The organism is Sulfurimonas marina (assembly GCF_014905095.1).
Lineage (GTDB): Bacteria > Campylobacterota > Campylobacteria > Campylobacterales > Sulfurimonadaceae > Sulfurimonas > Sulfurimonas marina.
Genome location: NZ_CP041165.1, coordinates 715,226 through 730,640 on the forward strand (window position 1 = coordinate 715,226; position 15,415 = coordinate 730,640).

The 15,415-nt window shown below is 36.0% G+C and carries 16 protein-coding genes and 1 tRNA gene; 8 read left to right on the forward strand and 9 right to left on the reverse strand.

Annotation, left to right across the window (positions count from 1 at the left end; translation table 11 throughout):
- Window positions 1-2: 2 nt before the first annotated feature.
- From FJR03_RS03735 to FJR03_RS03750, 4 genes are all read left to right on the forward strand, one after another.
- On the forward strand, window positions 3-1,811 hold the full coding sequence (locus tag FJR03_RS03735) for a putative nucleotidyltransferase substrate binding domain-containing protein (RefSeq protein ID WP_193114316.1): 1,809 nt from the start codon (window positions 3-5) through the stop codon (window positions 1,809-1,811).
- The gene (locus tag FJR03_RS03740) at window positions 1,811-2,422 is read left to right on the forward strand and encodes a 3'-5' exonuclease (protein ID WP_193114317.1); all 612 of its coding nucleotides are present in this window, start codon (window positions 1,811-1,813) and stop codon (window positions 2,420-2,422) included. The genes FJR03_RS03735 and FJR03_RS03740 overlap by 1 nt, the downstream gene beginning before the upstream one ends.
- A 16-nt stretch (window positions 2,423-2,438) precedes the next feature.
- On the forward strand, window positions 2,439-4,403 hold the full coding sequence (gene acs / locus FJR03_RS03745) for an acetate--CoA ligase (protein ID WP_193114318.1): 1,965 nt from the start codon (window positions 2,439-2,441) through the stop codon (window positions 4,401-4,403).
- A gap of 74 nt (window positions 4,404-4,477) precedes the next feature.
- Window positions 4,478-4,789, forward strand: coding sequence for a hypothetical protein (locus FJR03_RS03750; protein ID WP_193114319.1), 312 nt, complete (start codon window positions 4,478-4,480; stop codon window positions 4,787-4,789).
- Here the strand turns inward: FJR03_RS03750 and FJR03_RS03755 are convergent.
- Window positions 4,782-5,450 carry a TIGR01621 family pseudouridine synthase gene (locus FJR03_RS03755; protein ID WP_226962173.1) on the reverse strand — a complete coding sequence of 223 codons (669 nt, stop codon included), beginning with the start codon at window positions 5,448-5,450 and terminating at the stop codon, window positions 4,782-4,784. The genes FJR03_RS03750 and FJR03_RS03755 overlap by 8 nt on opposite strands.
- A 135-nt stretch (window positions 5,451-5,585) precedes the next feature.
- On the opposite strand from FJR03_RS03755, the gene pyrF reads away from it, so the two are divergent.
- Window positions 5,586-6,269 carry an orotidine-5'-phosphate decarboxylase gene (pyrF, locus tag FJR03_RS03760; RefSeq protein ID WP_193114750.1) on the forward strand — a complete coding sequence of 228 codons (684 nt, stop codon included), beginning with the start codon at window positions 5,586-5,588 and terminating at the stop codon, window positions 6,267-6,269.
- A 65-nt stretch (window positions 6,270-6,334) separates the two neighbouring features.
- A tRNA-Ser gene (locus FJR03_RS03765) sits at window positions 6,335-6,425 on the forward strand.
- Between the two features lie 220 nt (window positions 6,426-6,645).
- On the opposite strand, the gene FJR03_RS11715 is transcribed toward FJR03_RS03765, so the two are convergent.
- Window positions 6,646-6,780: a hypothetical protein gene (locus FJR03_RS11715; RefSeq protein ID WP_255524254.1), complete on the reverse strand. Its 135-nt coding sequence runs from the start codon at window positions 6,778-6,780 to the stop codon at window positions 6,646-6,648.
- 301 nt (window positions 6,781-7,081) lie between these two features.
- On the opposite strand from FJR03_RS11715, the gene FJR03_RS03770 reads away from it, so the two are divergent.
- Window positions 7,082-7,471 carry a hypothetical protein gene (locus tag FJR03_RS03770; RefSeq protein WP_193114321.1) on the forward strand — a complete coding sequence of 130 codons (390 nt, stop codon included), beginning with the start codon at window positions 7,082-7,084 and terminating at the stop codon, window positions 7,469-7,471.
- A gap of 68 nt (window positions 7,472-7,539) precedes the next feature.
- Here FJR03_RS03770 and FJR03_RS03775 read toward each other — a convergent pair whose 3' ends face one another.
- Window positions 7,540-7,710 (reverse strand): hypothetical protein, encoded by a 171-nt coding sequence (locus FJR03_RS03775; RefSeq protein ID WP_193114322.1) that lies wholly within the window; start codon window positions 7,708-7,710, stop codon window positions 7,540-7,542.
- Window positions 7,711-7,858: 148 nt separating this feature from the next.
- Here FJR03_RS03775 and FJR03_RS03780 point away from each other — a divergent pair, with 148 nt between their 5' ends.
- Window positions 7,859-9,592, forward strand: a complete 1,734-nt coding sequence (locus FJR03_RS03780; RefSeq protein WP_193114323.1) for a sensor domain-containing diguanylate cyclase — start codon at window positions 7,859-7,861, stop codon at window positions 9,590-9,592.
- Here FJR03_RS03780 and FJR03_RS03785 read toward each other — a convergent pair whose 3' ends face one another.
- From FJR03_RS03785 to metX, 6 genes are read right to left on the reverse strand one after another with little or no spacing between them, the layout of a single operon-like run.
- Entirely contained in the window at window positions 9,593-12,163 is a 2,571-nt protein-coding gene (locus FJR03_RS03785; RefSeq protein ID WP_193114324.1) for a plasma-membrane proton-efflux P-type ATPase, read from the reverse strand.
- A complete protein-coding gene (locus tag FJR03_RS03790) occupies window positions 12,156-12,584 on the reverse strand; it encodes an NUDIX domain-containing protein (RefSeq protein WP_193114325.1) in 429 nt (142 codons plus the stop codon). The genes FJR03_RS03785 and FJR03_RS03790 overlap by 8 nt, the downstream gene beginning before the upstream one ends.
- Window positions 12,585-12,603: 19 nt before the next feature.
- Window positions 12,604-13,272: a HesA/MoeB/ThiF family protein gene (locus FJR03_RS03795; protein WP_193114326.1), complete on the reverse strand. Its 669-nt coding sequence runs from the start codon at window positions 13,270-13,272 to the stop codon at window positions 12,604-12,606.
- Between the two features lie 42 nt (window positions 13,273-13,314).
- On the reverse strand, window positions 13,315-14,115 hold the full coding sequence (locus tag FJR03_RS03800; protein WP_193114327.1) for a carbon-nitrogen hydrolase family protein: 801 nt from the start codon (window positions 14,113-14,115) through the stop codon (window positions 13,315-13,317).
- Entirely contained in the window at window positions 14,115-14,306 is a 192-nt protein-coding gene (xseB, locus tag FJR03_RS03805) for an exodeoxyribonuclease VII small subunit (protein WP_193114328.1), read from the reverse strand. Before xseB ends, FJR03_RS03800 begins: the two co-directional genes overlap by 1 nt.
- On the reverse strand, window positions 14,299-15,405 hold the full coding sequence (gene metX / locus FJR03_RS03810) for a homoserine O-acetyltransferase MetX (RefSeq protein ID WP_193114329.1): 1,107 nt from the start codon (window positions 15,403-15,405) through the stop codon (window positions 14,299-14,301). The genes xseB and metX overlap by 8 nt, the downstream gene beginning before the upstream one ends.
- Between the last annotated feature and the right edge of the window lie 10 nt (window positions 15,406-15,415).

Consider the following 15,415-nt stretch of genomic DNA (forward strand, 5'->3'; position numbering starts at 1 on the left):
AAATGAGTATATTAGATCAAAGACGTTTAATCGAGTCTATCCATCCTTTCGAATTGTTAAGTTCCTTTGAACTTGACAATTTGATGTCCAAGATAGATATTGCATATTATCCAAAAGAAACCTTACTAATCTCTCGGGATTTAGAGAGTATCGCTTTTTATATTATTATAAAAGGGCAGGTCGCAGAATACATAGATAATGAACTGTACAATATTTATAATAAGGGGGATAGCTTTGATGCCGACTCCTTGATCTATAATAAAACCAACTCCCGCTTCGTTGTCACCGAGGATCTCATATGCTATGAGATCAAAAAAGAGGACTTCCTCGATCTCATGCAAAACAAAAAGATCCAAGGCTACTTTCTACAAGACTTTATCTCACGCCATAAACAACTCAAAGAGTATCATAGCAGCAGTGAATTTACCCCATTTTTAGTTTCCAAAGTTTCAGATATATACCTCCATACTGCATGCATAGTTACTCCAGATATTTCGATCCACGACGCACTCCAAAAACAAAAAAAATTACAATCTAGTATTATCATTGTTGAAGAGCTTTCTCGTGTAGTTACTGATGCAGATTTAAAAGAGCAGGTGCTTCTTGGTGACGTAACTGTAGATGCGCCGATACGCTCAATAGCATCATCGAAAATGGTATGTGTAGATATAAACGATTTTTTATTCAACGTTCTTTTGGTTATGACACATGAAGAGGTAAGACGTGTCATAGTAAAAGAGAACAACACTATAGTAGGTGTGCTGGAGCAACTTGATCTATTAAGCTTCTTTGCAAACCATTCACACCTTGTAGCTGTACAGATCGATCGTGCTAACTCGATCGAGGATCTTACAGATATTCAAAAAGACTTACGCAATCTCATCTTAGCTCTTACAACTAAAGGTGTAAAGGTTCGTTACATTACAAAACTTGTATCTGCTCTCAATGAAAAGATATACAAAAAAGTTTTTGAAATGTGCGTTGAAGAAGAGTTAAGGGAAAAATGTGCATTAATCGTTATGGGAAGTGAAGGGCGTGAAGAACAAGGGCTTAAAAGTGATCAGGATAATGCTTTGATTATCGATTCAAATGTTGAAGCTGAACTGTTTGAAGAGCCTATGTTAAAACTAAATTCTTATTTGCTTCGTATAGGTTTTCCTCCGTGTAAAGGGGATGTGATGGTTAGCAACCCTTTTTGGAGAAAAGATCTAAACGCATATAAAGAACAAATAGATACATGGTCTTCCTCTTTAGATGAAGCTACTTTACAAAATATGAGTATTTTTGTAGATGCAAAATGTGTTGCGGGAAATTGTGATCTTTTAGATCAGCTTACAGAGTTTTTAGGACATAGATTTGAAGCAAGAGACGACGTACTTGCCCATATGGCAAAAGCGGTAATCCATTTTGAAACACCATTATCGGTATTTTCAAATTTTGTTGTGCAAAAAAATCATGCGAATAAACTTGATATTAAGAAAGGAGGGTTGTTTGCATTGGTACACGGTATACGATGTTTGTCGTTGCAGTACCATATTAGAGATACGAATACAGTAGAGAGAATTAAACAATTAAACAATAAAGGCGTGATAGATAAAAATTTTGCATCTGAACTGATTGAGAGTTTTGACACACTATCTTCTATTAGATTAAAAACAATGCTAAATGCAAAAAACTTGGAAGAGGATAACTTCCTTGATCCAAACTCTTTAGACAAAGTACAAAAAGATCTGTTAAAAGATAGTTTGAAAATAGTTAACAAATTTAAAAAATTTATCTCATTCCACTTTCATTTGGAGATGGTGAGCTGATGTTTACCTCTTTAGTGCGATCTTTTAAAAAATATAGAGACTTTAAACGCTTAAAAGATAAAGATTTTGCATTTTTATTTTGTGAAAGTAACGACGATGAAGTTGTTGTTATCGACACTGAAACTACAGGGCTTGATCCAAAAAAAGATGAGATACTTTCAATAGGCGCGGTAAAAGTAAAAAACAATAAAATATTAACATCGCAAACATTTGAAGTTTACTTGAAAAATTCTAAGGAGATAGATGCAAAAAGTATAGAAATTCATGGTATTCGTCCCTGTGATTTAGTCAACGCTAAAGAGAGCGATGAAGCCATAAAAGAGTTTTTAAAATTTATAGGAAGTTCAAAATTAGTTGGGTATTATTTAGAGTTTGATGTCGCTATGATAAACAGATACACAAGACCGCTTTTAGGTATAGAACTACCAAACGAGATGGTTGAGATTTCTGAATTATATTTTGATAAAACAATTACTTTAATACCTCAAGGAAATATTGATTTACGCTTCGATACAATCATGCAAAACTATGATTTACCAAGTATGGGAGCCCATAATGCAGTTAATGACGCGATCATGACTGCAATGATTTATTTAAAATTAACAAACTAAATAAAGGAGACTGTAAATGTCAGAGATTCAAACTAAACCGGTTTTTAAACCAAACAAAGAGTTCGCTAAAACGGCAAGAATAAAAAACATGTGTGAGTACCAAGCACTTCAAGATGAGGCTATGGAAAACTATGAAGGTTTTTGGGGACGTTATGCAGAAGAGAAACTGGATTGGATGGAACCTTTTAATGAGGTACTAGATGAATCAAACTTCCCATTTGTAAAATGGTTCAATGGTGGTAAACTGAACGTTGCTAGCCAATGTATTGACCGCCATTTAGAGTCTCGTAAAAATAAAGCTGCTATCATTTTTGAGGGTGATAGAGGTGACAAACAAATCATCACTTATCTTGAACTTTACTATCAAGTAAATAAATTTGCAAATCTTTTAAAAGAAGACTTTGGCGTTAAAAAAGGTGACCGTGTTGTTATCTACATGCCGATGATTCCAGAAGCTGCATTTGCTATGCTGGCTTGTGCTAGACTTGGTGCAATCCACTCGATCGTATTTGGTGGTTTCTCTGCAGAGGCTCTACGTGATAGAATCGAAGATGCTGAAGCAAAAGTTGTAATTACAGCTGACGGTGCGTTTAGAAAAACTAAGCCGTATATGCTAAAACCTGTTGTTGATGCTGCTCTTGAAGGGTGTGAGGTAGTTGAGAAAGTTCTAGTTGTTGAAAGAAACAACGAAGATGTTGAATGGGTTGCTGGACGTGACTACTCTTATAATGAACTTATCAAAGACAAGTCTGCTGTATGTGAAGCTGAGCCTATGGATGCTGAAGACCCATTATTTTTACTTTATACATCAGGTTCAACTGGTAAACCAAAAGGTGTACAACATAACTCTGCTGGATACATTCTTTGGGCACAAATGACTATGGAATGGGTATTTGACGTAAAAGAGAACGATACTTACTGGTGTACAGCAGATATCGGTTGGATTACAGGTCATACTTACATTGTTTACGGTCCACTTGCAATGGGTGCGACAACTGTAATGTTTGAGGGGGTTATTACATACCCTGATGCTGGTCGTCCATGGAAAATGGTTGAAGAGTATAAAATTAACCAATTCTATACAGCTCCTACAGCTATCCGTGTATTACACAAAACTGGTGAAGATGAGCCTAAAAAATATGACATCTCATCTCTTAAAGTTCTTGGAACAGTTGGTGAGCCAATCGATCCACCGGCATGGAAATGGTACTATGAAGAAGTTGGTCAATCTAAGTGTGCTATCGTGGATACTTACTGGCAAACTGAAACAGGTGGTCACATCGTTTCTCCATTACCGGGTGCTACTCCTATTAAACCGGCTTGTGCTACATTACCACTACCGGGTATTATGGGTGAGATCTTAGATCCTGAAACTGGTAAAAAAGTTGGTGTAAATGAAAAAGGTTATATGTGTGTAACTCGTCCTTGGCCATCAATGATCCGTGGTGTATGGGGTGACCCTGAAAGATTTATCAAATCTTACTTCGGTGACGTTAAAAAAGACGACAAAGCTGTTTACTTTACTGGTGACGGTGCTATCTACGATGAAGACGGTTATATTACGATCACTGGTCGTACGGATGACGTTATCAACGTAAGTGGTCACAGAATGGGTACTGCAGAAGTTGAAGCTGCGATCAAAAAACACTGGAATGTTGCAGAGGTTGCTGTTGTTGGTAAACCACACGAGATTAAGGGTGAGGGTATCTTCGCTTATGTTGTATTAAAATCTGATAACGGTGTAGCTGATGAAATTGAAGAGATGAAAATCATCAACTCTCACATTAAACAAGAGATTGGTAACATCGCAGTATGTGACGATATCGTATTTGCTCCGGGACTTCCAAAAACTCGTTCTGGAAAAATTATGCGTCGTATCCTTCGCTCAATTGCTAAAGGTGAAGAGATCACTCAAGATATCTCAACACTTGAAGATCCTTCAGTAGTTGAAAAAATCGAAACTATGGTTAAGTCTAAATAAGACTTAACCAAACTCCTCTTTTTCCCTCTCTTATTTACAATTTTTTGTGTACTATTTTGTAAAGGAATAGTTTCATGAATAAAATAATCGCTTTAGCTCTAACCATATTTTTAACATCTTCTGTATTCGGATCTTCAACATGTTGTAGTTCACAAGGTGGATGTGGAAATCAAAAAAGCTGTCAAACTAAAAATGATCAAAAAATTATAGCAGAGATGATGAACTTAGAACTAAATAGTATGCAAAGAGATAAACTCAGAGCAATGTTAATGAGACACAAAATGGAAAGAAAAAATAGTTGGAGTCAACTCCGAGAAAATATGTACAATGTTTTAACTCCTGAACAAAAACAAGAGTTATCAAAAAGATTGAAAACGACTATTTAAATAACTCTTCGGGGTTATCCCATAACTCTATCTGCTCTTTGCACTCTTTAGTTAAAAATAGCTCCCCTTCATCGGGAGGTAGCTTGAAACTATAAGATTCTCCCTTAAAAACAAATCTCAAAGCATATGCGTGTAGGTAGCCGCGATCGAGTTTCTTAGCTTCTTCGGCAGCTGCATATCTCTCATCTCCTGCAATTGGTGAGCCGACAGATTTCAGAGCTACTCTGATCTGATGTGTTTTTCCTGTATATGGTTTTACCAAGAAAAGTTTCTCACCCGGATTTAAAGAGGCTGAGATGAAACGGGTGATCGCTGGATTTTCTTTAGTATGAAGTAGTTTCCAGCTTCCGCGTCTTGACTTTTGCATATCGCCGACAACTTTTCCCATCTTTTTTTTAGGTTTTCTAAGGCTGATAGCGAGATAATATTTTTCAATTTCGCGTGATTCAAAGAGCTTTAAAAAACTATTTGCAACTTCACTACTTTTTGCAAGGATCACAAGTCCAGATGTCATTTTGTCTAAACGGTGAACAGGAAAAAGTTTACATCCGAGCATCTCAGAGGCAAGTACAACAAAACCTGCCTCGTCTTCCGAGTGAAAATTCATTCCTGCAGGCTTTGAGACAATTGCAAAATCGCTGTTTTGATATAGAAGTTTCATTGTTATCTGGAAGCCTTGTTTTAAATATATAGATGACATTATAGTAATCTATCCTTAATTGGTTGTAGCAAAATAAGGCGTAACAAAACTCCAAAGTGTTATAATTTTATAAAATTTATGACGATGAGAATAATAATGGAATTATGTGTAGCACTAGACCTTCCTTCTAAAGAAGAGAATCTCGCTTTAGTTGAAAAAATCAAAAATTACAATGTTTGGCTCAAAGTAGGGCTTAGAACTTACATTCGTGACGGTGAAGAGTTTTTAAAAGCACTCAAAGATATCAACCCAAATTTTAAAATCTTTTTAGATTTAAAGCTTTACGATATCCCAAATACTATGGCAGATGCTGCCGAGTCGATTATGGGGCTGGGTGTTGATATGTTTAACGTTCATGCAAGTGCAGGGCGTCGTGCTATGAAAGAGGTAATGGATAGACTTTCATCTTATAATGAACGTCCGATCGTACTCGCAGTAACGGCATTAACTTCATTTGCTGAAGATGAATTTCAAGCAGTATATGAAAACTCTATTGCGACAAAAGCTGACCAGTTTGCAAAAGATGCTTATGAATGTGGACTTGACGGTGTTGTTTGTTCTGCATTTGAGAGTGCATCGATCAAAAACATCACTTCAAAAGAGTTTATGACACTAACACCTGGAATCCGTCCATTTGGTGAAGATGCAGGTGACCAAAAACGTGTCGCAGATGTAGCTTACGCACAACGTGCCGGAGTGGATTTCATAGTAGTTGGACGTCCGATCTATAAAGCCGAAAATCCTGCTGAAGTAGTTGAAAAAATACTAGAACAACTTTAATGCTTAAAACTTTCGAGTTTTAAGCAAAATATTATATAAACCTTATTATAATGTCGACCTCCAAAGGACAGATGGGTGAGCTGGCTGAAACCACATCCCTGCTAAGGATGCGTATGGGTAACTGTACCGAGGGTTCGAATCCCTCTCTGTCCACCACCACTACTAAAAATCCATAAAATAAATATTTTTTCAACATAAAAAATTCAGATGTGTCATATTTGTGCCAAAATGTGCAATTAGTTATCTAATAAATTAGCTTTTTTTACGGCAATAGAAAAGTAAAGTATCGAGATGTAGAAGTTTTTCGAGGGAATAAGGAAGATACTACTTATGGCAGTATCCCCCATGAAATTTTAAAAGACGCTAGGTCTATAACTTAGAACTCCATCAATAAATGCGGTGACCACTCTGGAATATAGATTCCAGCATCATCATACTCCGCCATATGGTGAGCAAATGCATTAGAAGCCATAGCTCCAAGAATCATTAGTGTCATTAAAACTTTTTTCATAATTTTCTCCTTTATTTGGTGGAGAAAGTATAAGTTATTTACGTTAGCGGAGTGTTAGCAGTCAAGGTGCAAAGATGTTTTGTAATAATTAAGTAATGAATATTTTTTAAAATGGTGATGTCATAAAATAAAAAGGACACAACAATGAAAAAGGTAAAGCTCAGTACATTAGATAGATTGAAGTTAAAAAAATTAAAAAAGAATAAGTCTGTTAACTGGATGGTTAAATAAAAGACTTAGAAGTTCAAAATTTAATTTCTTATTAGTTAGGATGAGTATAATTCTGGAAAAAAGGCTTTCCATGAAAAAAATACTTATTTTTATTTCTTCATTTTTATTAATAACACAACTAAAAGCTACTGATAGTTTCAATAGCGAATTTAGTCATGCGGTAGGTGGAGTAGTTACAGCTGGTGGGATCGTTGCTGTTGTTGATGGTTTTTACCCTGAGTATCGTGAAGACAGAGCTATGATAGGATTTGTCGGTAGCAGTATTATTGTAGTTATACAACAGGCTATAGATTATGCAGAGTATAGAAATGCTAAAGGGCAGTTGTTAGATGCTGGGTGGCATATTGTAGGTTCAGCACTTGGTGCTTATGTGACGGATCAGTATATATTATCTCCTGTAGTTAAAGAGTCTTCAACTGAAGGAAAATATGTAGGTTTCTTATTTCAACACTCTTTTTAAGAGTTAAAACTTCAAGAAAAGGTACTCCTTTATATCAACCTGAAGAAAAGAGTACTATATGTTTTTGTTTATTCCCATATAATCTCCTCGATAAAATCAGTACTAGATTCTATACAATCAAACTCAAAGTTATACTCTAAAGTATCAAGATCGCATTCGTCAAAATGATGTAGAAAATGATTTACTCTTTCATCTTCAAACTCAACCATATTATATTCTTCTGAACAATTACTATACATTTTTCGCTCCTTGCAGTAATAATTATCTTTATACATATTCCGTTCCTTTGAAAAATGATATTGAAGATTATTTATAGGGCAGAAAATTTTAAGTTCAATCCTACTATAATCAAGTATATAACTACTATATAATTCAGAAAGAGTGGTAATGCGTATTTTCTTTTTGCTTCTTTTTACGATCATAAGTATATATGCACAAGATATTTCTATTACTGCTAATGGGCAAAAGATTAGTAATTTTCCTTTAGAGATCTATGAAGATAAATCAAGGGGGATGACATTTTCTGATGTTCAGAATTTAACAACTTTTCAATCATATACAAGTAATATTAGCAAGGGGTACAGTGACTCTGCTTTTTGGATCCGTTTCACGGTAAAAAATAGTTCAATAGAGAAACTTAACTACTTCATTTTTTTCACAGAGACATACCTAAATAAAGTAGATGGGTACATTATCAATGCAGATAACAGTTTTACTGAGTTTCATTATGGAGTATGGTATTTAACTCAAAGTCAGCGAAAAGATATAGTCAAACCTACGATGGCAATAGAGCTAAATCCTCAAGAGAAGAAAACCGTCTACATAAGAATGTTTTCAAAATATCCTATGTTTACAGCTATACACCTTTTTGATGAAGAGGGTGTTGATGATTTTTCCTATTTAGTAAAGTTGTTTCATATCTTTTTCTTGGGTGCTGTTCTTGCCTTAGTATTATATAACTTAGGGATCTTTTTCTTTATTCGAGATATTTCCTATCTCTATTACATCTTTTTTATCAGTGGTTTTGCTATCTGGCAGATGATCTCTATAGGTGTCTTTCCGTTTGATAGTTTTCAATCCACATTTAGTTTTTATGCTTTTTCGATGGCAATACCGCTTTTTCAAGCTTTTTTAATGCTTTTTACCCGTTCTCTTTTAGACCTAAAGCATCAGTTACCTCAATATGCAAAATTGCTAAAAGTAGTTGCCTATCTGTATATAGTTTTTTCAATTAGTATGTTGTTTGATCCTGCTCGTAGCTTGTTTGTTATGAATACATTTTCAACTTTTATCTTGCCTCTTTTACTTTTTGTAGGATATGAAAGTTATAAGATCGGAAACAAAATTGCTAAGTATTTTTTAATAGCACAATTTTGTTTTTTATCTATGGGGACACTCTTTGCACTTGCAGCTTACGGTCTTTTAGAGTTTAATATTTTTACCCGTTACGGCATTATAGTAGGGTCATTTGGTGAGATGATCTTTTTTGCTTTAGCCTTGGCTTACCGCATTAAAGTATTAGAAACGGAAAAACTGGAGTTTATTGAACTGACAAACAAAGAATTAGATCAAAAGGTTCAGAGTCGAACACAAGAGTTACAGATAGCAAAAGATAAGCTTGAAAAACTTGCAAATAAGGATTCATTGACAGGATTGCACAATAGAAGGGCACTTTTTAACGAGAGCAGCAAGTTTATACAACTGGCTAAGAGAGAATCTCAACCACTGAGTCTCATTATGTTTGACCTTGATAACTTTAAAAATATTAACGATACTTACGGGCATGCAGTTGGAGATGAAGTATTAAAAGCTTTTGCAGAACAACTTCGACATGTTAGGGAGTCAGATATAGCAGCTAGAATAGGTGGAGAAGAATTCATTCTATTTTGTCCAAATACAGACTTGGAATCGGCAACTATATTGGCTCAGCAGATTAGAACAAGAACAGAAGAACTTGCAGTCGTAACAGAGGATACTGCTCTCTTTTTTACAGTAAGTGCAGGTGTTAGCACACTTGACTTTACAAATGACAAGAAAATAGATGACTTAATGTTACGTGCAGATAAAGCATTGTATGAAGCTAAAAATAAAGGTCGTAACAGCGTCGTACAGTTTAAATAGTTAAGTGTGAGAACTATGGAAAGTCTTTTTACGGTAAAAATCGAGTACTGATAGTTTTACCATATCGTTAAATACAAACCATGCCATTGCATATGCCCACATACCTAAAGCCCATTCCCATCCTATAGGTTCCATGAGTCCAAAGCCGTATACAGCTATGATGGTTCCTACAATTCTACTTAAGAACGTAGCACCAAAGAGCGTTAATGAAGGGTAGGGTTTTTTAAAAAACCATGTATCTGTACGGGTATTGTATATTGTCCCGTGTCCGGCAACAACCAGCTTTGCAAAAAAGATACTTTGCACCAGTTCTAATGGAAGTTTTAAAACCGTTACTGTATACCAAAACAGTAAAAATGAAGAGAGTACACCTGCGATCCCTAGCCAAGAAGATAGGACTAGTAACTCTTTCATATCCCAACGAATCGGTTTTTTTTGAATCTTGGTATTGTCATAGGCTATTGCTAAAATTGGTATATCATTAAGCAGGGCAAGCACTATGATCATCAAGGCAGTAACGGGATAAAATTGAAAAGCAACGATAGCTAAAGTCATAAAAAGTATAATTCTTATCGTTTCTGCTATTCTAAAGATAGTGTAGCTTTTCATCCTTTCAAAAGTGATTCTTGCCTGTTTTATTGCATCTACAATTACACTAAGTCCAGGTACAGTAAGGACAATATCTGCAGCGGCTCTTGCAGCATCTGTTGCATTACTTACGGCAATCCCACAATCTGCTTTTTTAAGTGCCGGCGCATCGTTTACACCATCACCTGTCATTCCCACAATATGGTTTGCTTTTTGAAGCTCTTCAACTATAAAGTACTTATCTTCAGGGAAAACTTCAGCAAAGCCGTTTGCACTTTCAATGAGCGATATGATCTCGGATTCGTGTTTTTGTACTGTTCCTGCAGGAAGCTGATGATGGAGTTGATCTTTGACGTCATTGACAACAGTTTGTACTAAGTGCTCTAACTTTGCATTTGATATTTTCGGTTCAAGAACTTTTATAAACGATCGAGATAAAAGCTCAGATAGATAAAGGTACTCTTTTGTACTTTCACCTTTTAGATCGCGGATGTTTTCTATATCTTCACCTATTCTAAGTATTGAAGATATGTATTGTGCTACGGCAATATTGTCCCCTGTAACTATTTTAACTGTTATTCCTTGATCGAGTGCTTGGGCTATAGCATCCAATGAGTCATCACGTGGTGGATCGTAGAGAGGAACCATTCCAACAAAGGTATATTTCTCATCCTCGTTATTTTTAAAAGCAACACCTAATGTTCTAAAACCTTTTAACGCATACTGGTGTATCTGTTCCTCTACTGCGTCTCTGGCATGTCCGGAGATATCGCTTAAAGATAGGATGACCTGTGGCGCCCCTTTGATAATGTTGATTGTATTATCGTCAATTTTATATGTCGCTTCTATACGTTTTCTTACGGGATCAAAAGGGATATGTTTAATGAACTCTGCATTATATAACTTATCGTTGAGGTGATGATCATCAATATATGCAAAGATAGGTTTTTCTATTGGGTCTTCATTCTCTTTAATACTTGCCAATGCTGCATAATAGTAGAGTTCATTTGCCGTAAAACCGTGGAGAGTAAATGGTTGAGAGAGGCTCATCTCATTTTTGGTAAGAGTTCCTGTTTTATCGGAGCATAGTATATCCATGCCAGCTAACTCTTCAATAGCCGAGAGTCTGCTGACAATCGCTTTCTTTTTTGCTAAAACTCTGGCTCCGACTGCCATAGTTACTGTTAAAACAGCAGGCATTGCAACTGGGATAGCAGAGATGGTAAGTACAAGTGAAAAGATCAATAGTTCACTCATACTCTCATCTCTAAAATATCCAACACCTAAGATGACTAAGATCATCACTATCGTTAGGGCAATTAAAAAGTTTCCTACATTTAAAACCATTTTTTGAAAATGGCTTTTTTGTTCATGTTGTGCTTTAGCGACTAAACCAACAGTTTTACCAAAGTAGGTGTTTGAGCCGGTATTGGTTACTCTTGCTAACATCTCTCCTTGTTTGATGACTGCATTTGCATAGATCTCTTCACCGCCTTTTTTTGTTACAGGTAAAGATTCCCCGGTTAAAGCAGACTGATCGACAAGTAAAAACTCCTCATTATCAAGCAGTTTTAAATCAGCTGGAGCAATATCGCCGATCTTTACTTTGATAAGATCATCGGGAACCAACTCTTTTGCTTCTACTGTCTGCCAATGATCATCACGAAAAACAAGGGCATGATGTTGAAGTTTTTGTTTCAGTACGGAAATGGCACTTAACGCTTTTGATTCTTGAAAAAAGTCAACAAAGGCATTGACAAATAGTAAAATCATAATGATGATAAAGTCTTCGTATTTGTGGGCAAAGTAGGAGAGGAGGGCGGCGATTTCAATCATCCATGGGATAGGCCCCCAAAATCTTTTAAACAGTCTTTTATACCAGCTCTCTTCTTTCTCATTTAGCTGATTGTAGCCGTAGTGTTCAAGTTTTTCTTGAACCTCTTGAGATGTTAAACCTTTAAGGGTGTCTGTCTCTTTATTCATGATGATGCTCTTTGAGATAATCTTTTAAAATTTGCCCATGATCAAAGACAAGTTGATCTAGTTGTAGTTCATCTAGTTTATAGATATGTGCTTCTTTTGCATCATCTGCACCTTGAGGGATACCGTAAGCTTTGCATACAAAAACAATAGATACGGTGTGAAACCTTTTGTCTCTTGCAGGGTCTGAGTATACACCTAAAAGTTTATCGATCTCAACATCCAAAGAGATCTCCTCTTTCATCTCGCGAACTACTGCCTCCTCTACCGTTTCACCAATATCGACAAAGCCACCCGGTATCGCTAAACCGATAGGTTCATATTTACGCTTTATAAGAACTATACCTTGAAACTCCGATAGACCGTTATAAATTTCAACGATACCGTCAACTGTAAGATATGGAGTTTTGGGTGTAAATGGCATAGAAGAGCCTTTTTAAAATTTATTTTGGCAGGGTGAACTTTTGTGTTATTAACTCACCTTCATCATTAAAGTAAAGATAGTATAACATATCTTTTTTTACTGAAAGGCCCGCTAAAAAGCGTAGTGCTAAATTTGCTTGAAGGGAAGCTATATGCATCACTATTGGAGCTGCAATCCCTGCAGGTGTTTTTTGGATAATTTTGAATGCATCGGAAAATGAAGACTCATCTATAAAACAAACCTGTCCGTGAAACGCTTCAACACTTCCGTAAACCCATGGAAGATTTTTCTCTTTTGCATATGTGTTAATCTCTCCGCGAGTAGGGAGGTTATCCGTCGCATCTATAATGAGGTCCACTTCTATATTTTTAGCTGCCCAGCCGGCAAAATCGCAATCATGTGCAATAGCTTTTGTGAAAGGGCATCTTTGCTCTATTATTTGTGCGTTGATTTGGGCTTTGTTTTTTCCTTCATCACCCGTTTTAAAAGCGATTTGTCTATGGATATTATGTAAACTTACTTCATCAAAATCAACCATATGGATCTCTCCAATACCGCTTGCACCTAGTGCAAATGCTAAAGAGGAACCAAGACCTCCCGAACCTATAATAGCGATTCTTTTTGATTGTAGATTTTGTTGTGTCTCTTCACCCCATAGTTGTACTTGGCGATGGAAGTATTTCATCATAATTGAGCCTTTATCATAAAAAAGTGATTATATCATAAAAAGTTATATCTTAACTTCTCTTCGTTTGACCGCATCACGAAAACCCCACATTCTACGAGAGGCAACCACTTCTTTGTGGGAGAGTTTTACAAGCATTAGTTCCTCTTTGTTCCCCAAGTGAGTCAGTATCTCACCATCCGGGGATGCTAAAACAGAATCTCCGTAAAATTTCCATGTGAAATCTTTTTCTTGGTATTCTCCAATCCTATTAGCTCGTAAAACATAACAGTTATTTGTAAAAGCACGTGTCTGAATAAGTGCTTTCCAGCGCTCATACGATTCAAATGTAGATACACTAGGCATCAAGATACAGTCAATATTTTTATTTTTTATTTTTTTAAATATCTCATCAAAATGAAGTTCAAATCCACTTATAACAGCAAACTTGAGGTTTTCCACTTTAAATGTTAATGGAGCTTTTATTGTCTCTATCTCATTTGCAAAAAACTTCTCTTCATTCCAATGAGAATAGTTGATAAGTATCTGTTGTTGATAATAGGAAGTGGAATTCGGTGCAAATTTTGCGATTGTTTTGTAGAGCTGTTTTTTCTTTACCAAGACAATCGGAGCAATAATTGTGATCTCATAAGTACTTGAGAGATCTTTTAAGATCTTGATCTGTTGTTCAGATTGCTCTTTGATCATGCTTACAGACATATCGCAAAGTTCTTTGAAGAAAGGATTTAATATATATTCACCGAGTAAAAGGAGTTTTACCCCCTTTTTATTGGCAATTCTGATGTAGTTTAAAAGTTTTGTAGAACTAAGTCCTTGCGAGCTTAGTTGTAAAACGGCAGCTTTCATTATTTGTTTTTGATCTCTTGGATCTTGATTTGTGCATCTTCAAGCATCTTTTGTGCTTCACTTAACTCTTTCATACCTGCTTCATACTCTTTTACACTATCCTCTAATGTAATCTCGGGGTTCATAAGTTTTTCAAGAGTTTTTTTTGCATTTTCCAATTTAAGTTCAAAGCTTTGTTGTTCGTTATCCATCTAAAACCTCTGTTATATATCTATCAAATTTTTCTAGTTCAACTAAAAATGCATCGTGCCCGTAATCACTCTCAACACAAAAGTAGTCAAAATTCTTTTTGCCCAGTTTTGTCATCTCATCTGCAATCTCTTTCATCTCAAAATCTCTAAATAAAAGATCATTTTTAAAGCTGATCAGATGAAGGTCTGCACTCACTTTATCAAGGGCATCACTAAGGGAATCAAATCCACGGGATAGATCGTAGATATTAATCGCTTTTGTGATGTAAAGGTACGAGAGCGGGTCAAACCACTTTGTAAAGTTATAGCCGTTGTACTCTAAGTACGATTCAACTTGAAACTTTCCAAAAAGCTCATAAAGACCATCTGTACGTTTATAGTCACGGCCAAATTTTTTATTCATTGATTCATGAGATAAAAAGCTGATATGCCCGGCCATACGTCCTACAGCCATACCTGAAAGACCTTGTTCTTTGATAACTTCCGGATCGTAATACCCTTGTTGAAATTCGGGATCTTTTAAAATAGCTTCTTGGGCGACTTTATTAAAAGCAATAGCCCATGGCTGTGTAGCATGAGTCGTTGCAAGAGCTATTACCTTGTTTGCAAAGTTAGGGTAGTGAATAGCAAACTGAAGAGCTTGCATACCACCCATACTCCCACCGATTATTGCTTCAACTCTATGGATATCAAGGCGATCAAATAAGATTCTTTGTGCTTTGACCATATCTTTTACGCTGATTACCGGAAACTTATAACGGTATGGTTCGTGGTGAGGATGTTGTGTACTTATCGGTCCTGTTGAGCCAAAACAACTCCCGATCACGTTTGAGCAAATTACAAAATATTTGTTAGTATCGATCGCTTTATCTGGACCGATAAGTCCATCCCACCAACCGGCTTTACTTTCACCTTCATAAATTCCGGCAGCATGGTGTGAACCTGTAAGCGCGTGACAAACTACAATTACATTTGTTTTCTCTTCATTAAGAGTTCCATATGTCTCGTATGTTATGTCATAAGGTTCTAAAATACGGCCACTTTCTAAGTATAAAGGGTTAGTAAAATGTTCCGTATGTGTTTGTAGGTTTAAACTCAAATTTTGCGCT